Source organism: Candidatus Methanoperedens nitratireducens (genome assembly GCF_000685155.1).
Classification (GTDB): domain Archaea; phylum Halobacteriota; class Methanosarcinia; order Methanosarcinales; family Methanoperedenaceae; genus Methanoperedens; species Methanoperedens nitratireducens.
This window is the reverse complement of record NZ_JMIY01000002.1, coordinates 514,380-536,548: the sequence shown is the minus strand read 5'-3', so window position 1 is coordinate 536,548 and position 22,169 is coordinate 514,380. Positions and strand designations below refer to the sequence as shown.

Here is a 22,169-nt window from a genome sequence, read left to right as displayed (position 1 = left end):
GATAAGATTTAAGTCCTACTACGTCTTACCAGTAAGATATGGAAACTATAACAATTAGTGCAAAGGGACAGATAGTCATACCCTCCAGAATAAGGAAAAAGTTCGGACTTAAGAAAGGCGAGAAGCTGGCGATCATAGAAGAGGACGGCTGTATTAAAATACTTCCGCCCACGGATATTACCACGCTCTGTGGGACGTGGTCAGACCTTGACCCGAAAGCTGTAAGAAAGCAAATCGAAGAGATGCGCAGAGAAGATAGATATTAGATGATAACTATACTGATCGATACGATGCATGTGGCTGACATCCTCATAGATGATTCATATTTTGAGCTTGCTCGGGCAATACAGAACGAAAAGATGACAGGGCTTGCTTCGGTAATTACGCTCACGGAATTGATTAAGATACGCGGCATGAAAGATAAAGAAAAAATGTACAGCGATCTTGACAGGTTGATAACCTCCAACCTGGTTTTTATGGATGTTGACAGCACGATCGCCATGCGCGCCGGAGAATTGCGCCTTAAATATGATATCCCAACGGCAGATTCGCTTATTGTAGCCACAGGCATAGTTGAGAATGTAAAGCACATTCTGACAGACGATGAGCATTTTAAACCTTTAAAGAATATTATCAAACCTATCGACTTAAAAACAGCGTTAAAACTTGTCAAATAATACTACGATCGTGTGCTCTGGCACAACGTAAATTTTAAGTATGCTCAAACTTAAACTCACTTATGGGAGGAGGTTAAGAATGACGTTTAAACCCTTTGAAGAAGAAGGTACCCTTATCGAAGACCAGTTTATGAACTGGAACAAGATGATCGTACCGCCCTATGATAAGAATTCTGTAGATGCCTATACCAGAACACGTGTAATTCTAATGAATGGTATAGAGAACAACAGTGTTCTCACATCTCATGCCATTGCCCGAATGATTGATAATGATGAGATCAAGCGTCAGCTTGCGCTTATCCGGCGGGTGGATTCCCAGCAGCAGCAGACGGTTAACTGGTTAACACCTGCAAACCAGTCAGTTGTTGAGACCACCATTGGTTACGAGCAGCTTGCAGTTGACCTTACTGCAAATCTCGCCAGGAACGAGCCTGATGATTACTTCAGACAGGTTCTGGATTTTGCACTGATCGAGGACTTTGATCATCTATTCCGCTATGGCTGCCTGATGGAGATACTCGAGAACAAGGATCCGAGTTCTATTACCCAGGGCAGGACTGAGGTTAAACCAGGACGTCCGACTGAAATTGAGCACCGCCATCCATATGATGAGATGAGAGAGCACTTCAATAAAGATACTGCAAGTATCAAGACAAAGATGAACTACCACACTATTGTCTCGGCAGAGCAGCAGACCGAGCTATTCTACAAATCCCATGGTTTCATGTACGGGAATGATCTGGCCCGAAAGCTCTATGCCGAGATCGCGGAAATCGAGGAACAGCATGTCTCGCAGTACGAGCTTGTTGGTGACCCGAATGAAACACCACTTGAGAGAATGGCGCTTATACAGCTTAACGAGGCCTATAACTATTACTGCTGTGCGCAGACCGAGCCAGATGAACGGATAAGAGGAATCTGGGAGGAGTTCATGTCTGATGAGATCACCCACTTTATAATGTGCAATGAGCTCATGCAGAAATTTGAAAAAAGAGATATCGGGGATATACTCAGGGCCGATACCATTAAGCCATTGATCGTGCTTGAACCGAATAAGGACTACGTCAACCATGTCATAGATACACAGGTAGATCTGCAGCCATACAACATGAGATTTGTAAGAACTGATGAGCTTCCCAGTGACTGGCCATCCTTTGCCTTCAGAGAAGAAATGAACGCAGGCGGTGTGCCTTCAGAGGATGTTGTTAAGCGAGCAGAAAAAATTGTAGCCTGATAGTTAGAGATGGCAATTGTATTTTTTCACCTCTAACTTTTTCCATAAGCTATCAATGTTCAGGAACAGGTATTTGAGCTGCAGGAAACATTTTTCTGTTTTTCATAAATTCCCTTGCTCTCTTCATTGCTGTTGCGTAAGTAAACATCCATCCTTCGTTAATTAAAATAGTCCCATCTCTTATAGTCTCTTTGCTCATGACCCCGTTCCCAAACTCCATCACAAGCTGGATTGTAGCCATACACGCTGCAGAATACTCATCCATATCCCTTGACTCTGTTGCAATATCGTGAAGCAGCATCTTGAACAGTGTTCTGAATTTATTAGCGGGCATGAACACGTCCTGGCATATCTCTGCAAGAGCATTGATTTCAACAAGGTCACCTGTTAACCTGTTGATCTTATCTTCATTCCAATTCTCAACTGGATAATCTGTATCCTCATAAGCATCCCACACATGTTGTAAGATCTCTTCTATCTCTTTCTTATTCTCACTCCTCCTCAAAGTGTATTCTGATGATCTTAACTCAGGTCTGGTGGATAAATAAAGCCTCAAAAGAGTTCTTAGCTTCTCACCACCTTCCCCTTCCACAGTATTTAAATTTTTGATGATTTTGTACTCCAGGTCGGTTAATGCTACAATCAAATATCTATTCATTTTACACCTGGCCCCCTGTATACCTGTAATGTATTCATGTAACCCCCACAATCTATACTCCTGCTTACATAGCATCAGCTCCAGTTAATAAGATGAGCCATGTCGTCCACAAATTCCCCAATCTGTGGTATATATCGCTTTTTAGTACAATAAGATAGGTGTGTCACTCAGCCTATATATAATCTTGTTATAATACACAGGTAAACGCTACTCTATGCCGATTCTGGAGTTTGCTCAGGGGTCTCAGGGAATAATTTTTTGGTCTTCATGAATTCTCTTGCTCTCTTCATTGCTGTTGCATAAGCAAACATCCATCCCTCATTAATCAAAATAGCCCCATCTCTTATAGTCTCTTTGCTCAGGACCCCGACCCCAAACTCCATCAGAAGCTGAATTGTAGCCACACACGCTGCAGAATACTCATCCATATCCCTTGATTCTGTTGCAATATCGTGAAGCAGCATTTTGAACAGGCTTCTGAATTTACTGTTGGGTATGAAGTCTCGCTCGCCTGTTCTTACAAGAGCATTGATCTCCACAAGGTCGCTCATCAATCTATCGATTTTATCCTCTTCCCATTGCTCGACCGGATGATCTGTTAGTTCATATTGAGACCATACCTCACGCAGGGTCTCTTCAATCTCTTCCTTATTCTCACTTCTCTTCAGGGCATATTCTGATGATTTTAACTCTGGTATGGTGGCTATATAGAACCTCAAAAGATTTCTCAGTTTTTCGCCATCTTCTCCTTCGACTATTCTTATCTTTTTAAGAATCTCATACTCCATATCTGTCAGGGTTACAGTCAAATCTTTTGGCATCTCTCACCTTTTTTAATATCTGTTTCCCTAACAGATTTGATAGCCCTCAATCTGCATCATAGAGTGTATATTCATCCTATCAGCTCCGCCACGAAAATACATTCTTCTTCGTCCTCAGGGACACATTCTGCACCTTTTTTACAATAGTATCGTGGATCAAGATGCTTTCGGGCTATTCCGCCAAAAAATCCCCTCAATAGATCACAGTATGTACATTCCTTCCCCCTCATCGGCAGCCCTTTGATCCTGAATCTAACTTTTTTTTTCTCTACTTCTATTGCTACTTTCATGCCAGATTTCTCAAATTCTCCCTGGATATCCTCTATCTTCGAGGTCTTAAGATCCATAGCAGCTTGCTCACCAGCCTCAAACATCAGGACCGAATTTGCGGAACTGGTTACGACATTATTGCAAACATCGATATAAGCTTCCAAAAATCTTCTGAACAATTATTCACACCCTTTATCATTGTTAACAATCATATTTCATACCTAATAATTCTTACTGTTAGTAGTATGGAGTCAAACCAAGCTAATATTTATCTGGATTAATAACCGTAGGATTAATCCAGGTAAAAACGTAACGAATCGGGAGAACTGGTAGACAAAGTGAATATAGAGGATAAGACAAAAGAACGATTAGTAAATGAATTGGTGGAGCTGCGCCAGAGAGTTGCTGAGTTAGAAAAAGAAAAATCAGAGACACAGATCAAGCGAGCTGAGGAGGAGCGAGATCGGCTATGCTGCGAAGCTCCTGCCGCTCATGAACGGGTCACCATCCTCGAGAGCATAGCAGATGCATTCTGCGGACAGTGCTGTACTGACGAAGATCGCAGTAGTATCACCACCATACTTGAGAGCATAACAGATGCGTTCCTGGCCCTCGATCAAAAGTGGAGGGTTACATACATGAATCCAAAGGCTGAGCAGCTCCTGAGGAAGAAGCGAAGCGACCTTATCGGCAGGATATACTGGAATTTGTTCCCGGATATCGTTGATACGGTCGCATACAGGGAGCTTAACAGGGCAGTGGCTGAGAATATCACGGTCAAGTTCGAGCAGTTCTACCCGCCTCTTGATACATGGTTTGAGGTCAGGGGCTTCCCTTACAAAAAAGGCGTGTCGGTTTTCTTTCGTGATATCACAGAGCGCAAGCGGATGGAGGATGCGGTGCGCATAGCGCATGATAAACTGGAGGTACGGGTTCAGGAACGCACAGCAGAACTGACAAAAGCAAATAAAGCATTGCAGGCTGAAATCACCGAGCGCAGATTGGCTGAGGAGGCCCTGCGTGCAAGCGAGGAACGCTATCGCCGTATTGTTGAGCTCTCTCCTGAGGGGATCGTTATCCATAACCTGCATGAGATTGTTTTTGCCAATCCTGTAGCCGCAAAAACTCTTGGCGCCTCAAATCCGCAGGAACTCATCGGAATCCCGATACGCCAGATTATACACCCTGATTATCATGATATCGTCGCGGAGCGTATCAGCATGGAAAAAGAAGGTAAGGCAGTACCGTTGATCGAGGAGAAATTCCTCCGGCTGGATGGCACACCTGTAGATGTGGAAGTAGCAGCGATCCCCTGTACTTACATGGGTAAACTGGAGGTGCACTCTGTTGTCAGGGAGATCACTGAGCGAAAGCGAGCTGAGGAGGCGCTGCGCAGAGCATACGATGAGCTGGAAATACGTGTTCAGGAACGCACAGCAGAGCTGGCATGCACAAACGAGACATTGCAATCTGAAATACAAGAACGCAAACGGGCAGAGGAAGAACTGCGGAGATCGAATGCTGAACTTGAGCAGTTTGCCTACATAGCTTCACACGATCTCCAGGAGCCTCTGCGCATGGTATCAGGCTTTACTCAACTGCTGGCAAAACGATATAAGGACAGGTTAGATAAGAATGCTGATGAGTTCATTGCCTATATCCTGGACGGAGCAACACGGATGCAGAGAATGATCGAGGATCTGCTGGCATACTCACGGGTTGAGACGCGCGGCAAACCATTTGAGCCGGTAGATTGCGAAGCAGTCTTAGAGCAGGCAATTACCAATCTTAAGGTGGCAATTGAGGAAAATAAGGCTCTTGTAACTCACGATCCCCTGCCCATTATAATGGCTGATGCCACTCAGATTATTCAATTGCTTCAGAATCTGATCGGTAACGGCATCAAATTCAGGGGGAAGGAGCCGCCGCAGGTTCATGTTTCTGCCCAAAGAAAGGGAAATGAGTGGATTATCTCGGTTCAGGATAACGGGATAGGAATATCACCTGAGTTCTTTGGCCGCCTTTTCCAGTTGTTCCAGCGCGAATATACCAGTGAATATCCTGGTACAGGCATTGGCCTTGCGATCTGCAAGAGGATCGTGGAACGCCATGGAGGACGAATATGGGTTGAATCTGAGGCAGGCAGAGGTTCGACATTCTATTTCACAATACCGGTGAGAATAGGCGAATAGATACTTTAAATATAATTAACGACAGATAGGATAAGCGGTACATTAACATAAATGACAAAAGATGAAGTAGTTTATAGCTACGGGGATAAAGATAAATCCCCATCTGTCTACCAGTCGCCTTATCGATTACTTATAATAATGGCTCTTTCGATTATCATTTTCGAAGCCCTTGTAATGATATTCCTGTCTCTACTACCGCCCCTTCCCCTGTGGATTGAGGTGTTAATCGATTCTGCTCTACTGATTGCTCTTCTTTCTCCTACGCTTTACTTTTTCCTGTTCCATCCGCTTGTCATGCATATCACCGAGCGTAAGCGGGCTGAGGATGCGCTTAGGGAGAGCGAGGAGCGCTACCGCAAGCTTGTGGAGCTCTCTCCGGATGCAATTGCTGTTCACAGTGAGGGTAAGATTGTCTTTGTTAATATGGCTGGAGCAAGACTTCTCGGTGCGGCAGATCCTGGGCAACTTATCGGAAAAGATATAATGGATATCGTGCACCCTGATTATCATGAGGTTGTTAAAGAACGAGTTCGGCAGATGAGAGAAGAAGGAAGGACTGTACCCCTTATTGAGGAGAAGTTCATCCGGCTTGATGGGTCTGTTATAGATGCGGAGGTGGCTGCAATACCCTTCACCTATCAAGACAAATCCGCAGTACAGGTAATCATCCGCGATATCACAGAGCGCAGGCGGGCTGAAGAGAGGTTGCGGTTATTTCGCAACCTAATCGATCGATCAAATGATGCTATTTTTGTTGATAATCCAGAAACAGGCCGTATTCTTGACGTCAATGGTAAAGCATGCACCAGCCTTGGATACACACGGGAAGAGCTCCTCAATATGCGGGTCTTTGATATTGAAGCTGTCCTACCAGATGATTTTTCCTGGAAAGAACATGTTAATGAGGTCAAGAGAAAAGGGTATGTAGTTATGGAAGGCCGACACAGGCGCAGAGATGGTACGACATTTCCTGTAGAGGTAAATGTCAGTTATACAGTAATTGGAAAAAATAGTTACACGGTGGCTGTGGCGCGCGATATAACAGAACGAAAACGGGCTGAGGAGTCACTGCGCAGAGCATATGATGAGTTAGAAATGAGGGTTCAGGAACGGACAGCAGAGCTTGCCCGCTCGAATGCTGAACTTGAGCAATTCGCATACATAGCCTCACATGATCTTCAGGAGCCTTTGCGCATGATATCAGGCTTTACTCAACTGCTGTCAAGGCGATATAAAGGTAAGCTTGACAGGAGTGCTGATGAATTCATTGACTATATCGTGGACGGGACTACCAGAATGCAGAGGATGATTGAGGATCTGCTGGCGTACTCACGGGTTGGTACGCGGGGCAGGCCGTTTGAGCTTACCAACTTAGAAGATGTCTTTGATCAGGCAGTGACTAATCTTAAGGTGGCTATTGAGGAAAATAAAGCCACAGTGACACATGACCCTCTACCCAATGTTATGGGCGATGCAACTCAAATTATTCAGTTGTTCCAGAACCTCATCAGTAATGGTATCAAGTTCAGAAAAGAGGAGCCGCCACATGTTCATGTCTTTGCCAGAAGAAAGGAGAATGAATGGGTTTTCTCAGTAAAAGATAACGGGATAGGAATAGCCCCTGAATTCTTCGAACACCTCTTCCAGCTATTCCAGCGCCAGTACACAAGAGATGAGTACCCGGGCACAGGCATAGGTCTTGCGATCTGCAAGAAGATCGTGGAGCGCCACGGTGGCAGGATATGGGCAGAATCTGAGGTAGGCAGGGGCTCGACATTCTATTTCACGATACCAGTGAGAAACTTTCAGCAATGATAGCCCTTCATTGAACCTCAAAGAACTGCTGGGTATCAGGCGCTGGACATCAGGCATAAGCTACCTTTAATATTCCATATGCATCTCTTCCTCCCATGAAGCAATTCATCATAATCGGCCACAAAGCAGTTACAGCACCTTTCTCGCTCAACGACCTTCCAGGCGCAGCAGGACGTATGGATATCCTCTGCAGGTGCATTAATGCCGCGCTCTTCCTCTCCCATGATCTGCGCAGGGATGTTCGCGTATACCTTGTACTCAAAGGGGAACCCGACCCGCCAAAGCTCATCCGCTTTGATGGAAATGAGGTAAGATACCTGAGCCCTGATGAGAGAAGCGCGGCTTCACTTATAAAGAAAGCCCTTGAGAAGAATGCACAGGATTTCTGGACCGAATCTATGCCAGGTGTGAGCATAAGGAGAGGAAATTTTAGCAATCTCTTGAGAGAATTGAATAAAAAAATAATATATCTGAGAGAAGATGGCGAGGATATCCGGGGAAAGAGATTTGAGGAGCCTTTATTTGTGCTGGGTGATCATCTTGGTCTGACGGATGAAGAGGAGAAATTAATTGAAGGATGTGAACATAAGATAGTGAGTGTGGGTCCCCTATCTTTACATGCGGATCACTGTATTGTTATATTGCATAATGAAATGGATAGGAAAGAAAAAGCTTCTCTCCACTCTATTAACCACATAATATTATAAATCTCTTAATTCCTCTCTACTTATACCTGCTTGTTTTAAAATTTCAAGCAAAGTTCCCTTTGGTAAATCATTTTTATGAAGAGGAATTACAACTTTTCTTTTTGTCTTTGGATGATAATAGATATAATGGCTCCCTTTAGTTCTATCCAATACGAACCCTTCCTTTTCAAGTAATTTAATAATTTTATGAGGCGTAAGAGAAGGAAGTTTAGGCATAAGCCTCTACCGTTAGAGAGTACTCCAAAGTTCCTTCCTCTGTTGGTATCTCCTCACCATGCTCCTTCAAGCATTCTATATATAGCTCAATAGCCTCCTTTGCCATCTCTATGGCTTCATCTATGGTATCTCCATATGTAATACAGCCAGGAAGAGAAGGAACTATTACTGTATATCCCCCCTCTGGTTCCTTTCTAAGCAGGATTCGATAGCTTAATACTTTCATATGATCATTTCATGTCGTTTATTATGTTAAAAATTTCGGCTATAGAAATGTATTTACAACACAGCGCATTATTCAGAACCAGATGACAATTCTCGATATAGCGCACAAGATCATACATGAAGGCCCTATCTGCGACCACTGCCTCGGAAGGCAGTTCGCTAAACTTTCAACAGGATTATCCAATGATCAGCGCGGAAGTGCTATAAGACTTGTACTTGTAATGCAGGCAAGCGCTGATAAAGATAAAGCACTGCTGGATGAGCTTGAAAAGAGCGGTGAGAATAAATGCTGGGTATGCAACAGCCTGTTTAAAAATCTTGATTCGTGGGCTGAAAAAGCTGTTACTGCGCTCTCGGATTATGAATACGATACTTTCCTTGTAGGTACAAAGGTGACCGGTCTCCTGGCCGAGAACGAGGAGATTATCTGGGCAGAGAGCGGGACAACGTTTGCAGAGCCACTTAAAACAGAACTGAACCGTGAGGTCGGAAAGCGGATTGAAAAGTTAACAGGTAAAAAGGCGAACCTCAAAAAACCGCAGATCGTTGTACTGCTTGATCTTGAGAATGATAGAGTTGAGCTGGAGGTAAATTCACTGTATATCTACGGCAGGTACAGAAAGCTGGTTCGCGGGATCCCCCAGACAAGATGGCCGTGTCGTGAGTGCAAGGGTCTGGGGTGTGAGCGCTGCGGCTTCACTGGCAGGATGTACCAGGAATCGGTGGATGAGCTTATCAAGCCGCATATCCTAGCAGCAGCACAGTGCGAAGATACTGCTTTTCATGGCGCAGGACGCGAGGACATTGATGCACTGATGCTGGGCGAAGGCCGTCCTTTCATTGTAGAAGCAAAAAAACCGCATAAGAGAAGTATAGACCTGAATGCGCTTGAAGCTGAGATAAACAGTCAATCAAAAGGGAAAATAGAGGTCACCGGGCTCAGATTCGTTGAGAGCGAAGCCATCGAAAAGATAAAATCAATGAAAGCTGATAAGATATACCGCCTTAAGATAGAGCACAATACCACAGAGGAAAGACTTAAATCGTCCCTTGACATATTGAGTGGAACTCTCATCAAGCAGAGAACTCCGACCAGAGTGCTCCACAGGCGTGCAGATCTTGAAAGAACGCGTAAGGTTTACTCAACTGGGCTTGAATCATTTGATAAAAATACTGCAGTCATAGAAATCCATTGTGAAGGCGGGCTGTATGTCAAGGAACTTGTCTCAGGTGATAACGGGCGCACGACACCCAGCATCACAGCACTGACTGGAGGTGAGGCAAAGGTTATAGAGCTAGAGGTAATTAAGGTAGACGATAGAAGTAATACTCATAGCTCGGAGGAATATTTATGGCAAAGACCCACGGAACAAGAAGGAAATCAAGATATAAGCTCAAAAAAACAGTAAGAGAGAAAGGATTATCTCCGATAAGCAGGGCGATACAGGAGTTCATTGAAGGGGATATTGTAAACATCGATCTCGATCCTGGTATCCAGAACGGAATGCCCCACCACAAGTTTCACGGAAGGACCGGGAGAGTTATAGGCCAGCGCGGCCGTGCCTATATTGTTAAGGTGCGCGATGGCGGGCTCATGAAAGAAGTAATCGCACTTCCTGAGCATTTGACCTCACAGAGCTCATAAAGATAACCGGTGAAATAATGATAGTGAAAAGGATTATCCATGAAGAGTTGCTGACCTTTCCTGAGATCAGGGATACACTCAACAGGGTAAAAAAGGATAGGGAAAAAGAGGAAAAAGAGCTTGGCTACGAATTGCGAAAAGCAATAGCGCATGCTGAGATGTTCTCAAGGCTTGATGCAGTCAAATCAAGAGAACTGGTGAACGAGTTGATGAAACTTGAGAAGATGAGACCTGAGATAGCGATCCGTATCGCTGATATTCTTCCACTATCATATGATGAGATAAGATCGATCTATGCAAAAGAGCGCTACACGCTGACTGAGAACGATCTAAGACAGATTCTGGAGCTGGTATTAAGGTACGCCTGAGATTGTAAAAGTATATATGCATCTACTCTAATTATATATAATAGAATAAGGAGACATTAATAGAGAGAGTGGTATTCGATGGTAACCTTAGGGAAAAGGGCAGAGAGGGAAGATGTAGCATATATTCTGGATTATTTACCTTATGGTCGCCCGGATGATCCCAGGCCGATGTATCAAAAAAAACCACTTGCTCAAGGAGTCGGAGAGAAAAGCTTTGTTCTCATGGAGATGGTACCAAAAGAGAACGTTGCCCCCAGACTTCACGATAGGGTCTATATAGGTGAAGGTGAACGTCCGATAATCGACCATGTCAAGAGGCGAATCTCATACAATGATCTAACCCGCAATGCTCAGATGGAACTTCCTTCTGTGATAGAGATGATAGTCCTTGCAGATGAGAAGCGTTTTTTATCTTTCTTTAATGATGCATATCCCATAACAACCCGCCTGCATATGCTTGAACTACTGCCTGGCATAGGTAAGAAGCTGATGTGGGGAATAATCGATGAGAGAAAGAAGAAAAAATTTGAAAATTTTAAGGATCTCAGCAGCCGGGTAAAGGGATTGCATGCGCCTGAGAAACTGATTACAAACAGGATCATGGATGAATTAAAGGATGATACTATAAAATACCGTGTTTTCACAACCCCGATGCCACCTAAAAGATGATAATGTGAAACGGTATAAAAAAGATCAGCATTTCCTGATAGATAAACGGGTCCTCGATAGAATAATCGGGTACGGGAGATTAAATAGCCTGGATACTGTACTTGAGATCGGAGCAGGCTACGGTAATCTCACAGGTGAATTAGCAAGGAAAGCTGGCAAAGTAATTGCCATTGAAGCTGATGCTCTTCTTGCGGCTTCTCTTTACAGATGGGGGAATGTTGAGGTCATAATCGGTGATGCTCTTAAAATAGAGTTTCCCCCATTCAATAAAGTGATCTCCAATCTTCCATACTCTATCTCTTCTCCTGTAACTTTTAAACTGCTGCACTATAAGTTCGAGCTCGGGATTCTGATGTACCAGTATGAGTTCGCAAAGAGAATGGTCGCATTACCAGATACTGAGGATTACAGCAGGCTTTCGGTAGCGGTCCAGTATTACGCCGATGTTGAGATACTGGATGTCATACCGCGGACGGCATTCAGTACTCCACCTCAAGTCAAATCTGCCATAGTAAAGCTGATTCCGCGTCCTGCACCTTACAGGGTAAAGAACGAGGATTTTTTCATGAGGTTCATTACTGCTGCTTTCTCCCAGAGGAGAAAAAAGCTCAGGAACGCTATATTAAACAATGCAGCCTTACTTGGAATTAAAGATATTGATATTGATATTGAAGCAGTACTTCCGCATGAGATGATTGATAGAAGGGCTGAGACTATCCCACCTCATGAACTTGCAATGCTGGCTGATATTCTATACTCTATCAGATCTCATGAGATAACATAATTAATCATAAAAACCGTTTATAAGCTATGAAAATTGCTGTGGTATTTGATAGTGCAGGAACGCTGCTTCGCATGTATCGCGTGGCCAAGGATATAAAAACAGGAGAGTACTTATACGAAGTAGTATCAACCGAACTTGTCGGGAAAAAACCCTATTGCGCTATCCTGGTAATGCAGGTTGATTCAAATAAGCTCGTTAACTGCCCATCAGATATGCTGATCTCGGATTTTATCAGGGAATACGGGATAGATGCAGAGGTGGGCTGCTCAAGATCCCAGATAGATAAAGCCACTGCATCATCTGTTATTGAGAATGATACAATGGCTTCCATGAGAGATCTGCAGGATGTGATGGCTGCCGTTAAGAGGAGATGTAATGATGTTTTTTATATGGGCGTTGGGCTGATCATAGACGTGGAGACAAGAAGCATCCCTTATGTCATCTGCACAGGGGGAAAAGCATATCCAAATACTCCTTTTGTGATCAGTACGCTTAACGGGATGGGAATAGACACATATATTGCTTCAGGCGACAGCATGCGGAACCTCTCACCTCTTGCAAAGAATGTTAACATACCCCTTGATCGGGTGTTTGAGATAGCCACACCGAAGAAAAAAGAAGAGGTGGTGAAAGAGTTAAAACAAGATTACGATAAAGTGATTATGGTGGGCGATGGGATTAATGATATACTTGCAATGCGTGCCGCGGATCTGGGGGTGCTCTCGATACAGCAAACAGGTAGGTGCCCGCCCCTGCTTTGCGAGGAGGCGGATATTGTGATCAGGGATATCAAGGAGATAATCGGGATACTGGATGAGCTCACACAATACTTAAAACTTAAAAAGTATTTTAGGTGAAGGATAACAATTGCAAAAAAAAGAATATATCAAGAAGATGTTTGCGGGTATCTCGTACCGCTACGATTTGCTCAATTACCTGTTGAGCTTGGGGCAGGATAGGTACTGGCGCAGGTTTGCCGCAGATAAACTGCCATCAGGGCTGATCCTTGATATCTGCTCGGGAACAGGAGATGTGGCAGTTGAGGTCTCTAAAGTTTCTAATAAAAGCCAGATAATAGCGGCTGATTTCTGTGAAGAGATGCTTAAACTATGTGCTCAGAAAATAAAAGATAAGAATATAAAGAACATATATTGCATCCAGAACGATGCAGAGAACCTGTCATTTAAGGATGAGACTTTTAATGGCGCAATTGTTGCCTTCGGGATAAGAAATGTATCTGATATTAAAAAAGCATTAACTGAGATGAACCGGGTGATCAAAATCGGAGGGGAGGTGGTCGTACTTGAGTTCTCGCAGCCTGAGAACCCGATTTTAAGATCAATCTATTATTTTTATTTTAAGAAGATATTGCCGGTTATAGGTGCCCTGATCTCTAAGAGAACTGGCCCATACAGTTATCTTCCCTCTTCAGTAATGGCATTCCCGAAAAGGAGTGAATTTGTCGAAATCATGAAAGAATCTGGTATGAAGAACATCGGATTCTATTGCCTGACATTCGGAATAGTTACCGTGTATACAGGCATAAAATGATAGATAACAGGAATTATTAACTATTAAGTATAAACAAAAGAATAAGGACAAAAAAATGAATAAAGAGGATGTCTGTATATTGATTCCCACACTCAATGAGGGAAAGACAGTAGAGGGTCTTGTAAGAGAATTTAAATCTATGGGCTATTCAAATATTCTCATCATCGATGGCCGCAGTACAGATAATACGGTAAGGAGTGCCCAGAGCGCAGGTGCAAAGGTGATAATACAGAGCGGGACCGGGAAAGGACAGGCTGTAAGCCAGGCATTCAAGTTGATAAAAAGCAAGTATGTGGTGATGATCGATGGGGACGGGACGTATATTCCTGGAGAGATAGATAAACTTCTTGAACCTGTTACTACAGGAATAGCAGATCATGTGATCGGAAACAGGTTTGCAAATTACCAGAGAGATGCATTTACCCGTTTGAACCTCATCGGTAACAGGATATTAAACAAGATATTCCGGTTTGCGTACGGTGTCGGGCTTGAGGATATACTCTCAGGCTACAGGGCGTTTAATAATGATGCCATTAAACAGATAGATTTGAATAGAACAGGCTTTGAGGTCGAAACAGAAATCACAGTTGAATGCGTAAAAAAAGATTTAAAGATAGTCGAAGTACCTATAACATACCTTGCAAGGGCAAGCGGCACGGCTACAAAACTGCAACCCCTGAGAGACGGTTTCAGAATAGCTTCTACCATATACTTACTTGCTCGGACCCATAATCCTCTTTTTTACTTTAATCTGATCGGTGTGCTTTTAACTGTGAGCGGTGTATTCATAGGCGTCTATGTGGTAAACGACTGGCTGAAGGGTATAACCCGTATTCCTATGACGATTCTTGCAACACTTCTCATTGTTATAGGGATCCAGATGTTCATTTTCGCGATTTTAAGCGATCTTATAGTCTCTGTGCATAAGGAGAATATGCGTATGATGCGTAAAATTGTAAAGGAAAGGGAGGAGTTATGAAAATAGCAATATTGGGTGGTACAGGCAGCATCGGAGAGGGTTTCGCGCTCAGGTGGGCCACAAAACATGATATTTTACTATGTTCACGCAGCGCTGATAGAGCAGCTATATCTGCAGAAGAATATACAGGCATGGTCTTAAGCAAAGGACTGGCCTGCTGCGGTATTACAGGCTGCACGAATGAGGCCGGGATCAGGGATGCGGATGTTATTGTTCTCTCAGTGCCCTATGAAGGGGTAGTGCCGCTCCTGGAGAGGCTTGGGCCTTATTTTAAAGACCAGATCGTTATTTCGCTTGTAGTTCCTATGAAAAAGAATAAATTCTTTGAATATACCCCTCCAGAGCAGGGCAGTGCAGCTCTTGAGATCAGGGATATTCTTCCAAAAAGCGTTAAAGTAGTATCAGCATATCATAATATATCTGCAAAGAAGCTTGCAAATCTCGATTTAGTTCTTGATTATGATGTAGTTATCTGCGGCGATGATGGGGATGCAAAGAAAATCGTGATGGAGCTGACAGAGGAGATCAAGAACCTCCGTCCCCTTGATGGAGGAGACCTTGGATGCTCCTATATGATTGAGTCCCTTACGCCTTTTCTGATCAACCTTGCCATCCGAAACAGGCTCTCTGATCTTGGTGTAAAGTTCACATGATTGATGTTTATAATAAACTCCTGAATCAATTCGGATCAAAGGACTGGTGGCCTGCAGATACCCAGTTTGAGGTCGTGATCGGAGCTCTTCTTACCCAGCAGACAAGATGGGAGAATGTGGAGAGGGCAATAAAAAACCTGAAAGAAAGAGGACTTCTGGAACAAGAGCCCCTCTCCAGGATCGATCTGGAGGAACTGGAGGAGCTTATCAGATGCACAGGGTTCTACAGGCAGAAGGCGAAAAGGTTGAAGAGTATCTCAGAGTTCTTCTTTGAGAATCCTGATATCCTTAAAAAACCAGAAGATGAACTTCGAGATATACTTCTTTCTCTAAATGGCGTTGGAGAAGAGACTGCTGACAGCATCGTATTATACGCAGCCGATAGACCCAGGTTCGTGATCGATGCCTATACAAAGAGAATCTGCATGTGCATGGGTATTAAAGGTGATTACGGTGAGTTGCAGTCCATCTTTGAGGATTCACTTCCGCAGGATGTTCCCCTGTATAAAGAATTCCATGCGCTCATAGTGGAGTACGGAAAACGGTTCTGTGGACAAAAACGTTGCACTGAGTGCATACTGGTAGAAAATGGCAAGATGTAATAATATCCTCATAAGGGATATCCCTCTTTTTGGGTGCATAGCATTCGGAATCATCGACCGGGGAACGAATGTGCTGCAGGTGCGTCCCATAAGCGAATGCCCTTTATCATGCGTCTTCTGCTCTACCGATGCCGGGCCTCATTCAAAACGTATAGCATCTGCATATATGGTGGATCTTGAGCAATTGCTCTGTGCGTTTGAATGGGCTGCTTCATACAAGGAGATCGATGGTATTGAGGCCCACATCGACACAGTTGGTGAACCTGCGATGTATCCCCGGCTTGTTGAACTTGTTGAGGGACTGTCAGAGAACAGCCATGTAAGAACAGTTTCAATGCAGACAAACGGCACCCTGCTGAACGCTAAGCTCATCGATAAACTGGAAGCTGCAGGGCTCTCGCGTATCAACATGTCCATCGAATCCCTTGATCCTGATCTTGCAAAGAGGATTGCCGGAACTGATTCCTACAACCTTGGAAAAGTTATTGAGAATGCAGAGTATATTGCACAGAACACGGAGATCGACCTGCTTATAGCGCCTGTGTGGCTTACGGGTATTAATGATGAGGAGATACCAAAATTGATCGAATTTGCGCTCAGGACAGGTGCGGGAAAAAGATGGCCTGCGCTTGGAATACAGAAGTTCCTGCCCCATAAGTATGGAAGAAAACCTGATATCAGGCCAATGAGCTGGGAGATATTCTATTCACGGCTCCGTGAGTGGGAAGGGATATACAGGACAAAGCTCGTTCTGACGCCTGAGGATTTTGGAAGCTTTGAATGCAGGGCAATTCCACGCGTATTCAAACGGTATGAGAAAGTGAAGGTAAAGATCGTTGGACATGGCTGGATGAGAGGAGAGAAGCTTGCAGTTGCACGCGGCAGGGTAATTACAGTTGTGAACGCTGACAGTATTCCCATCGGAAGAGAGGTGTATGTAAGGATGGAAAGAGTGGTGGACGGGATATATATAGCAAGATAAATTTCACTTAAATCTCTTAAGTGTTTTACATACCATATTCGCAGTATCTCTTACCGTTTTCAATCCTACTTCATCCGAATCCACAGGTTTTGCAACTATACCCCCAAAGTGTGCCCTGTCCCCGACAACAAGCATTCCGTGTATGTGCATCCAGGAATGTATGGCCTGTATGGTAAACTCCTGCCCGCCGTTCCGTGAACCGCCTGTGGCGATCGCCCCTCCCACTTTACCTTCTAGCAGAAATCCGTTTCTCCTGAGCAGGATCGTGCGATCAAACAACGCCTTGAGTTGCGCCGACACGCTCCCAAAGTACACAGGTGAGGCTACTATTAACGCATCACTGGTCTCAAGCTGTCTGTAAATCTCTTCCATATCATCGTCGATAGGGCATTCCTTCGCAGTCTTGCAGACTCCGCAGTCTGTACACGGCAGGACCCTGAGCTTTGATAACAGAATTTTTTCAGTTTCATATCCATGCTCCTCTGCGATGCCCAGGGCAAGATCGATTACCTTCTCATTGTTACCGTTTACAGTTGGACTTCCTGATATGCCTGTTATTTTCATGCGGATCGTAATGGCTTTAAGTGATTTAATAATTCCGAAACACCGGTGCAAAGGATGACCGAGCACTCTATCATCAGGTTTACTGTACCTTCAATACCCAGCGTGCGGAAATCTGTCCTCAATCCAAGTACAGGTTTGCCTTTTGCAAAAGCGTAACCGATCTCCCATGCAGTACCTGAATCAACATCGGAACCATCAATTACGGCCACCAGCAGATCTGATTTTTCAATCGCAGCCAGGTTTTTATTAAAAATGACCTGCTGCTGATGGTTCACATTCTTTATATTGTTTGAATCCTCCTGAGGCAGAAAAACATTAAAGCCTATATTCCTTATCTCATCCCTCAGTTTGTGATTAAAATCACGCTCGGATTCTGAAAAAAGCGGTGCTGCAAGATAAACATTTTTCATGCAGCAAATATAGCCCTGATGGGCAAATAAGTTTTCTTAAGCAAGCCGTCGGAGGGATTTGAACCCTCGATCTGCTGATTACGAATCAGCCGCTTTGCCAGGCTAAGCCACGACGGCATGAAAAAGCAGTATATCCACATTTTTGTCTAAATAGTTTACCTTGTTATAGCTCTTGTCATAGCATAATCTTTTATGTGTAAAACACAATTAAAAGAACATGCTGGATATATTAAAGATATCATTTTGCATACCATTTTTGCTGTATTCATGCTATTCTGATATTAAAACGCGCCGTGTGACCAATAATCTATGGTTGGTCATGCTTGTAGGAAGCATCTTTTTTATATTATATGATGTTTCAAGGGAAGGAATAGGGTATCTTCCAGGATTATTTATTTCAACAGGATTCATATTCTTGTTGGTCTATATTTTTTTCCAACTTGGAACATTCGGAGGTGCTGATGCCAAATCTCTTATTGTTTTATCGTTAATTCTCCCGGCTTACCCTACATTCCAGGCCTTTGGATACATCTTTCCACTGAATAAGCCACTGATTGATATTTTTGCTCTGGGGATATTTGGTAATGCAGTGCTTCTGACAATCGTTGTCCCGGCCGGGTTAGCAGTATTAAATATAATAAAAATGGGTCTGCATATTGATAAGCCGGCATATATTTTTGTTGGGTATAAATCCAGAATTTCAGAACTTTCAGGTAAGCATGTAAGACTGATCCAGGATTATGAAGTGATAAATGGGGAGGTCAGATTCTATTTTAAAAGGGGGGGTGTAGAAATAAATGAGAAAAACATTCTTGAGCTTAAAGCATTATCAGAGAAAGGATTGATTGACGAGGAAGTCTGGGTAACCCCAAGCCTGCCTTTTATGATTCCGATAACAGCAGGTTTTCTTGTAGCTGTATCGTATGGCGATTTGATTCTTGAGCTTACCAAGTATTTACTTTAAAACAATTAATTTCAAATTAATTAACAATACGAAATAAAAAATAATAGTAATAGGTGAATATAGCAGCGTTCTGCACTTCCCTAGAGTTCGCACATCATAGTACAATACAGAACGTAGGCGAGCTTAACTTCTGTGTTCGGAACGGGTACAGGTGTTTCCCCGCCGCTTTGGCCGCTATACTCACTTATTTCCCATGTATAAAGTATAATCATGAATATCGCCCGAATGTAGCGAAACAAAATCTAGCATGGACGTTAGTAGTCGACGGGCTGAGCACCTCGTCACCTTGGTGCGTACACCCCGACTCTATCAAACTCGTCTTTTACGAGAGTCCTGAGAAGTCTCTTTTTAGGTGAGGTTTCAAGCTTAGATGCTTTCAGCTTTTATCCTTTAGTGCGTAGCTGCCCTGCGATGCCTTGCCAGACAACAGGTCCACCAGCGGCACCGTTGCACAGTTCCTCTCGTACTAAATGCAACTTACCCTCAGACTTCAAGACACCCCTAATAGATAGTAACCGACCTGCCTCACGACGGTCTAAACCCAGCTCACGATCTCCTTTAATAGGCGAACAACCTCACCCTTGGCCGCTGCTGCACGGCCAGGATGGAAAGAACCGACATCGAGGTAGCAAGCCGCCGGGTCGATATGTACTCTTGCCGGCGACGACTCTGTTATCCCTGTGGTAGCTTTTCTGTAGTCAATAGCCCTCACCAAGAGGGCGTAGTGGTTCGCTAGACCAGACTTTCGTCCCAGGATTTCTTATTGTGCGAAATCCAGTCAGGCTGACTTATGCTCTTGCACTCCACTGTGGGTTTCCGACCCACATGAGTCAACCATTGGGCGCCCTTGATATCTTTTCAAGGGCGTGGCGCCCCACCCAAACTGCCCACCTATAGTTGTCCTCGTTTCCGAGTTAGGGTCGTAGTCTCAGAAGGGTAGTGTCTCATTGGCGGCTCCACTCCCGCCGGAGCGGGAGCTTCTACGCCTCCTACCTACGCTGCGCATCCAAGACCACAACCCAGCTACAGGCTGCAGTAAAGCTCAACGGGGTCTTCACTTCCCCTTAGGGGTCTCTAGACTCTGCACTAGAATGTAAAGTTCACCGGGTTCTGACTAGGGACAGTAGAGCACTCGTTGATCCATTCATGCAAGTCGCCAATTAAGCGACAAGGTACTACGCTACCTTAAGAGGGTTATAGTTACCCCCGCCGTTTACAGGCCCTTCGTCCCGTTGTACCGGGCTTTCAGGTACCTGCACTGGGCAGGATTCACCAACTGTACACATCCTTTCGGATTTGCAGTCAGCTATGTTGTTATTAGACAGTCAGTGCTCTCTGGTCACTGCGACCTGCCTTCTTCAAGGCAGGCACTCCTTCTCCCGAAGTTACGGAGCTAATTTGCCGAATTCCCTTAGCCAGTTTGATCCGACACGCCTTAGTCTTCTCAACTAGGGGCACCTGTGTCGGTTCTCGGTACGGACATTCAGCCGCCTTTTCACGGGCACCCGGTTGAGCCAGCTTACGCCATAACGCCTTCACCAGCTTCTCACCATTACGGTTCTCCACCGGCTTGAGCGCTTGGACGGCGCGGGTACGCCGCCTGACCTACCCGGATGCGTTGGCCCGCTTGCGCGGTATGGCTGAATGGTACAGGAATATTAACCTGTTTCCCTTTTGTCGTACTCGAATTACGGTACGACTTAGGATCGACTAACCCTCGGCTGACAATCATTGCCGAGGAACCCTGGCCCTTACGGCGGTCCAGATTCTCACCGGACTTTTGCTGCTACTATTGCCAGGATTTTCGTTCCCGCATGGTCCACAGGATCTCACGACCCTGCTTCTACCCATACGAGACGCCTTCCTACAGGATCACCTTTCGGTGCCCCGTGGTATCGGTGATCGGCTTGAGCCCCGTCCATTTTCGGGGCCCCAAACCTCGACTGGTGAGCTGTTACGCACTCTTTAAAGGATAGCTGCTTCTGAGCTCACCTTCCAGTTGTCTAGGGCTTGGGACACCCTTTTTGTGTTTACACTTAGCCGATACTCTGGGACCTTAACCACGGTCTGGGTTGTCTCCCTCACGCACTGTTAGCTTACCCACCAGTGCGGACTCCTGCCTTCTACGACGACGGCGGTTTTGGAGTTTGACAGGAGAGCTAGGGGTTTCCCCCCAGGATTCCCCAATCAGTGCTCTACTCCGCCGACAGCCTCTGGCAAGGTCATGCTGCGACATGTTTCGGAAGGAACCAGCTATCACCCAGCTCGATTAGCCTTTCACTCCTAGACGGGGATCGCGCGAATGATTTGCAAATCAAAACCGCATGCGGTCCTCCACGCCCCTTTCGGGACGCTTCAACCTGTCTCCGCCTAGATCGCTAGGATTCGGGTCGTACTCTAGTGACTCCACGCACTTGTATACGCTGCGCCTCACAGTGTTGCGCGCATATTGCTTTCGCTTCGGCTTCCTATGTGTGGTTAGCCTCGCCACTTGGGTACACTCCCTGGCCCGTTCTTCAAAACGTATGATACGACGCTGGCAACATAGCCCGTACAAGTGCCTTGCGACACATTCCTTCGCTATGCAGATCCTTCCACGCCGTATCGCTCCATCACCATCCGATTTCAGGCGCTTTTAACCTCCCTTCTTGGGGTACTTTTCAGTTTTCGCTCACGCTACTACTACGCTATCGGTCTCAAGACGTATTTAGTTTTGGAAGTTGATGACTCCCAAATTCCCGCGGGATTTCCGACCCACGGTACTCAAGCCCAAGCCACAGTCCTCCAGTTTACGTTTACGTGACTATCACACTCTGTGGTCTGCCGTTCCAGGCAAGTTCGACTTCACTGGTTCGCACTGTATACGGTTTGGGCTTATAACACCACATCTCCCTTGCCTCTCGGCAGGGATTCAGTTTAAACTCTACCGTTTTCACTCGCCGTTACTGGCGGCATCTCAATTGATTTCTCTTCCTGCCCCTACTAAGATGTTTCAATCCGGGGCGTTCCCGATCCTTACGGATCAGCACCGAAGTGCTAAGAGGTCTCATTAGGACATCCTCGGTTCAAAACCTCCATGCGGTTCGCCGAGGCTTATCGCAACTTGGTACGTCCCTCATCAGCGCTTGAGCCAAGCCATTCATCGGATGGCATAAGTGCCAGAACACGTTTCACTACATTCAG

The 22,169-nt window shown here is 44.9% G+C and carries 25 protein-coding genes, 1 tRNA gene and 2 rRNA genes; 18 read left to right on the top strand and 10 right to left on the bottom strand.

All coding sequences use genetic code 11. From position 1 onward, the window contains the following. Positions 1-38 precede the first annotated feature (38 nt). From ANME2D_RS06595 to ANME2D_RS06585, 3 genes are all read left to right on the top strand, one after another. The gene (locus ANME2D_RS06595) at positions 39-266 is read left to right on the top strand and encodes an AbrB/MazE/SpoVT family DNA-binding domain-containing protein (RefSeq protein WP_048089930.1); all 228 of its coding nucleotides are present in this window, start codon (positions 39-41) and stop codon (positions 264-266) included. After that, the gene (locus ANME2D_RS06590) at positions 267-677 is read left to right on the top strand and encodes a type II toxin-antitoxin system VapC family toxin (RefSeq protein ID WP_048089929.1); all 411 of its coding nucleotides are present in this window, start codon (positions 267-269) and stop codon (positions 675-677) included. 79 nt (positions 678-756) lie between these two features. Beyond that, positions 757-1,911 carry a hypothetical protein gene (locus ANME2D_RS06585; protein WP_048089928.1) on the top strand — a complete coding sequence of 385 codons (1,155 nt, stop codon included), beginning with the start codon at positions 757-759 and terminating at the stop codon, positions 1,909-1,911. Positions 1,912-1,963: 52 nt separating this feature from the next. Here the strand turns inward: ANME2D_RS06585 and ANME2D_RS06580 are convergent, their stop codons facing one another. From ANME2D_RS06580 to ANME2D_RS06570, 3 genes are all read right to left on the bottom strand, one after another. Continuing rightward, positions 1,964-2,569, bottom strand: coding sequence for a hypothetical protein (locus ANME2D_RS06580; RefSeq protein ID WP_157833993.1), 606 nt, complete (start codon positions 2,567-2,569; stop codon positions 1,964-1,966). A 212-nt stretch (positions 2,570-2,781) separates the two neighbouring features. After that, positions 2,782-3,390 (bottom strand): hypothetical protein, encoded by a 609-nt coding sequence (locus tag ANME2D_RS06575; protein ID WP_048089926.1) that lies wholly within the window; start codon positions 3,388-3,390, stop codon positions 2,782-2,784. Between the two features lie 71 nt (positions 3,391-3,461). Next, positions 3,462-3,839 (bottom strand): hypothetical protein, encoded by a 378-nt coding sequence (locus ANME2D_RS06570; RefSeq protein ID WP_157833992.1) that lies wholly within the window; start codon positions 3,837-3,839, stop codon positions 3,462-3,464. A gap of 159 nt (positions 3,840-3,998) precedes the next feature. Between ANME2D_RS06570 and ANME2D_RS06565 the strand changes: the two genes are divergently transcribed. The 3 genes from ANME2D_RS06565 to trmY all read left to right on the top strand — a co-directional run bounded on the left by ANME2D_RS06565 (position 3,999) and on the right by trmY (position 8,374). Then, positions 3,999-5,852: an ATP-binding protein gene (locus ANME2D_RS06565; protein WP_198527362.1), complete on the top strand. Its 1,854-nt coding sequence runs from the start codon at positions 3,999-4,001 to the stop codon at positions 5,850-5,852. Between the two features lie 51 nt (positions 5,853-5,903). Then, a complete protein-coding gene (locus ANME2D_RS16790; protein ID WP_052368603.1) occupies positions 5,904-7,667 on the top strand; it encodes a sensor histidine kinase in 1,764 nt (587 codons plus the stop codon). Positions 7,668-7,762: 95 nt separating this feature from the next. Next, positions 7,763-8,374: a tRNA (pseudouridine(54)-N(1))-methyltransferase TrmY gene (gene trmY / locus ANME2D_RS06555; RefSeq protein ID WP_048089924.1), complete on the top strand. Its 612-nt coding sequence runs from the start codon at positions 7,763-7,765 to the stop codon at positions 8,372-8,374. Here the strand turns inward: trmY and ANME2D_RS06550 are convergent. Continuing rightward, the gene (locus ANME2D_RS06550) at positions 8,369-8,590 is read right to left on the bottom strand and encodes a type II toxin-antitoxin system HicA family toxin (RefSeq protein WP_048089923.1); all 222 of its coding nucleotides are present in this window, start codon (positions 8,588-8,590) and stop codon (positions 8,369-8,371) included. The two genes, trmY and ANME2D_RS06550, sit on opposite strands and share 6 nt — an antisense overlap. Beyond that, positions 8,583-8,816 (bottom strand): type II toxin-antitoxin system HicB family antitoxin, encoded by a 234-nt coding sequence (locus ANME2D_RS06545; RefSeq protein WP_048089922.1) that lies wholly within the window; start codon positions 8,814-8,816, stop codon positions 8,583-8,585. Before ANME2D_RS06545 ends, ANME2D_RS06550 begins: the two co-directional genes overlap by 8 nt. An 82-nt stretch (positions 8,817-8,898) precedes the next feature. Here ANME2D_RS06545 and ANME2D_RS06540 point away from each other — a divergent pair, with 82 nt between their 5' ends. From ANME2D_RS06540 to ANME2D_RS06490, 11 genes are all read left to right on the top strand, one after another. Continuing rightward, positions 8,899-10,224: a tRNA pseudouridine(54/55) synthase Pus10 gene (locus ANME2D_RS06540; protein WP_081810167.1), complete on the top strand. Its 1,326-nt coding sequence runs from the start codon at positions 8,899-8,901 to the stop codon at positions 10,222-10,224. Then, complete coding sequence (locus ANME2D_RS06535) at positions 10,167-10,460, top strand: 50S ribosomal protein L21e (RefSeq protein ID WP_048089921.1); 294 nt, start codon at positions 10,167-10,169, stop codon at positions 10,458-10,460. Before ANME2D_RS06540 ends, ANME2D_RS06535 begins: the two co-directional genes overlap by 58 nt. Before the next feature lie 17 nt (positions 10,461-10,477). Continuing rightward, complete coding sequence (locus ANME2D_RS06530; protein ID WP_048089920.1) at positions 10,478-10,828, top strand: RNA polymerase Rpb4 family protein; 351 nt, start codon at positions 10,478-10,480, stop codon at positions 10,826-10,828. A gap of 78 nt (positions 10,829-10,906) precedes the next feature. Then, positions 10,907-11,497, top strand: coding sequence for a DUF655 domain-containing protein (locus tag ANME2D_RS06525; RefSeq protein WP_048089919.1), 591 nt, complete (start codon positions 10,907-10,909; stop codon positions 11,495-11,497). Positions 11,498-11,501: 4 nt separating this feature from the next. Next, positions 11,502-12,281, top strand: coding sequence for a 16S rRNA (adenine(1518)-N(6)/adenine(1519)-N(6))-dimethyltransferase RsmA (rsmA, locus tag ANME2D_RS06520; protein WP_048089918.1), 780 nt, complete (start codon positions 11,502-11,504; stop codon positions 12,279-12,281). A 26-nt stretch (positions 12,282-12,307) separates the two neighbouring features. Then, the gene (locus tag ANME2D_RS06515; protein ID WP_048089917.1) at positions 12,308-13,138 is read left to right on the top strand and encodes an HAD family hydrolase; all 831 of its coding nucleotides are present in this window, start codon (positions 12,308-12,310) and stop codon (positions 13,136-13,138) included. A gap of 10 nt (positions 13,139-13,148) precedes the next feature. Beyond that, on the top strand, positions 13,149-13,832 hold the full coding sequence (gene ubiE / locus ANME2D_RS06510) for a bifunctional demethylmenaquinone methyltransferase/2-methoxy-6-polyprenyl-1,4-benzoquinol methylase UbiE (protein WP_081810166.1): 684 nt from the start codon (positions 13,149-13,151) through the stop codon (positions 13,830-13,832). Between the two features lie 55 nt (positions 13,833-13,887). Further along, a complete protein-coding gene (gene aglJ / locus ANME2D_RS06505; protein ID WP_048089916.1) occupies positions 13,888-14,811 on the top strand; it encodes an S-layer glycoprotein N-glycosyltransferase AglJ in 924 nt (307 codons plus the stop codon). Next, on the top strand, positions 14,808-15,464 hold the full coding sequence (gene npdG, locus ANME2D_RS06500; protein ID WP_048089915.1) for an NADPH-dependent F420 reductase: 657 nt from the start codon (positions 14,808-14,810) through the stop codon (positions 15,462-15,464). The genes aglJ and npdG overlap by 4 nt, the downstream gene beginning before the upstream one ends. Next, entirely contained in the window at positions 15,461-16,066 is a 606-nt protein-coding gene (locus ANME2D_RS06495) for an endonuclease III domain-containing protein (protein ID WP_048089914.1), read from the top strand. The genes npdG and ANME2D_RS06495 overlap by 4 nt, the downstream gene beginning before the upstream one ends. Next, entirely contained in the window at positions 16,053-17,048 is a 996-nt protein-coding gene (locus ANME2D_RS06490; RefSeq protein ID WP_048089913.1) for a radical SAM protein, read from the top strand. Before ANME2D_RS06495 ends, ANME2D_RS06490 begins: the two co-directional genes overlap by 14 nt. Positions 17,049-17,051: 3 nt before the next feature. Here the strand turns inward: ANME2D_RS06490 and ANME2D_RS06485 are convergent, their stop codons facing one another. From ANME2D_RS06485 to ANME2D_RS06475, 3 genes are all read right to left on the bottom strand, one after another. Next, the gene (locus tag ANME2D_RS06485; RefSeq protein WP_048089912.1) at positions 17,052-17,612 is read right to left on the bottom strand and encodes a flavodoxin family protein; all 561 of its coding nucleotides are present in this window, start codon (positions 17,610-17,612) and stop codon (positions 17,052-17,054) included. Beyond that, a complete protein-coding gene (locus ANME2D_RS06480) occupies positions 17,609-18,022 on the bottom strand; it encodes a nucleoside 2-deoxyribosyltransferase (protein WP_048089911.1) in 414 nt (137 codons plus the stop codon). Before ANME2D_RS06480 ends, ANME2D_RS06485 begins: the two co-directional genes overlap by 4 nt. A gap of 43 nt (positions 18,023-18,065) precedes the next feature. After that, positions 18,066-18,139 (bottom strand) — tRNA-Thr (locus ANME2D_RS06475). Positions 18,140-18,239: 100 nt separating this feature from the next. On the opposite strand from ANME2D_RS06475, the gene ANME2D_RS06470 reads away from it, so the two are divergent. Continuing rightward, positions 18,240-18,986, top strand: coding sequence for an A24 family peptidase C-terminal domain-containing protein (locus ANME2D_RS06470; RefSeq protein ID WP_048089910.1), 747 nt, complete (start codon positions 18,240-18,242; stop codon positions 18,984-18,986). 57 nt (positions 18,987-19,043) lie between these two features. Here the strand turns inward: ANME2D_RS06470 and rrf are convergent. Continuing rightward, a 5S ribosomal RNA gene (gene rrf, locus ANME2D_RS06465) occupies positions 19,044-19,165 on the bottom strand. A 58-nt stretch (positions 19,166-19,223) separates the two neighbouring features. Then, positions 19,224-22,153: ribosomal RNA gene (locus ANME2D_RS06460) — 23S ribosomal RNA — on the bottom strand. Between the last annotated feature and the right edge of the window lie 16 nt (positions 22,154-22,169).

What these genes read in the sequence shown, in the direction of transcription:
- ANME2D_RS06595 (WP_048089930.1), top strand. Translation starts at nt 39, where the DNA reads ATGGAAACTATAACAATTAGTGCAAAGGGACAGATAGTCATACCCTCC.
- ANME2D_RS06535 (WP_048089921.1), top strand. Translation starts at nt 10,167, where the DNA reads ATGGCAAAGACCCACGGAACAAGAAGGAAATCAAGATATAAGCTCAAA.
- ANME2D_RS06550 (WP_048089923.1), bottom strand. Translation starts at nt 8,590, where the DNA reads ATGCCTAAACTTCCTTCTCTTACGCCTCATAAAATTATTAAATTACTT.
- aglJ (WP_048089916.1), top strand. Translation starts at nt 13,888, where the DNA reads ATGAATAAAGAGGATGTCTGTATATTGATTCCCACACTCAATGAGGGA.
- ANME2D_RS06470 (WP_048089910.1), top strand. Translation starts at nt 18,240, where the DNA reads ATGCTGGATATATTAAAGATATCATTTTGCATACCATTTTTGCTGTAT.
- ANME2D_RS06545 (WP_048089922.1), bottom strand. Translation starts at nt 8,816, where the DNA reads ATGAAAGTATTAAGCTATCGAATCCTGCTTAGAAAGGAACCAGAGGGG.
- ANME2D_RS06530 (WP_048089920.1), top strand. Translation starts at nt 10,478, where the DNA reads ATGATAGTGAAAAGGATTATCCATGAAGAGTTGCTGACCTTTCCTGAG.
- ANME2D_RS06495 (WP_048089914.1), top strand. Translation starts at nt 15,461, where the DNA reads ATGATTGATGTTTATAATAAACTCCTGAATCAATTCGGATCAAAGGAC.
- ANME2D_RS06525 (WP_048089919.1), top strand. Translation starts at nt 10,907, where the DNA reads ATGGTAACCTTAGGGAAAAGGGCAGAGAGGGAAGATGTAGCATATATT.
- trmY (WP_048089924.1), top strand. Translation starts at nt 7,763, where the DNA reads ATGAAGCAATTCATCATAATCGGCCACAAAGCAGTTACAGCACCTTTC.
- ANME2D_RS06590 (WP_048089929.1), top strand. Translation starts at nt 267, where the DNA reads ATGATAACTATACTGATCGATACGATGCATGTGGCTGACATCCTCATA.
- ANME2D_RS06480 (WP_048089911.1), bottom strand. Translation starts at nt 18,022, where the DNA reads ATGAAAAATGTTTATCTTGCAGCACCGCTTTTTTCAGAATCCGAGCGT.
- ANME2D_RS06585 (WP_048089928.1), top strand. Translation starts at nt 757, where the DNA reads ATGACGTTTAAACCCTTTGAAGAAGAAGGTACCCTTATCGAAGACCAG.
- npdG (WP_048089915.1), top strand. Translation starts at nt 14,808, where the DNA reads ATGAAAATAGCAATATTGGGTGGTACAGGCAGCATCGGAGAGGGTTTC.
- ANME2D_RS06515 (WP_048089917.1), top strand. Translation starts at nt 12,308, where the DNA reads ATGAAAATTGCTGTGGTATTTGATAGTGCAGGAACGCTGCTTCGCATG.
- ANME2D_RS06485 (WP_048089912.1), bottom strand. Translation starts at nt 17,612, where the DNA reads ATGAAAATAACAGGCATATCAGGAAGTCCAACTGTAAACGGTAACAAT.
- ANME2D_RS16790 (WP_052368603.1), top strand. Translation starts at nt 5,904, where the DNA reads ATGACAAAAGATGAAGTAGTTTATAGCTACGGGGATAAAGATAAATCC.
- ANME2D_RS06580 (WP_157833993.1), bottom strand. Translation starts at nt 2,569, where the DNA reads ATGAATAGATATTTGATTGTAGCATTAACCGACCTGGAGTACAAAATC.
- ANME2D_RS06540 (WP_081810167.1), top strand. Translation starts at nt 8,899, where the DNA reads ATGACAATTCTCGATATAGCGCACAAGATCATACATGAAGGCCCTATC.
- ANME2D_RS06575 (WP_048089926.1), bottom strand. Translation starts at nt 3,390, where the DNA reads ATGCCAAAAGATTTGACTGTAACCCTGACAGATATGGAGTATGAGATT.
- ANME2D_RS06490 (WP_048089913.1), top strand. Translation starts at nt 16,053, where the DNA reads ATGGCAAGATGTAATAATATCCTCATAAGGGATATCCCTCTTTTTGGG.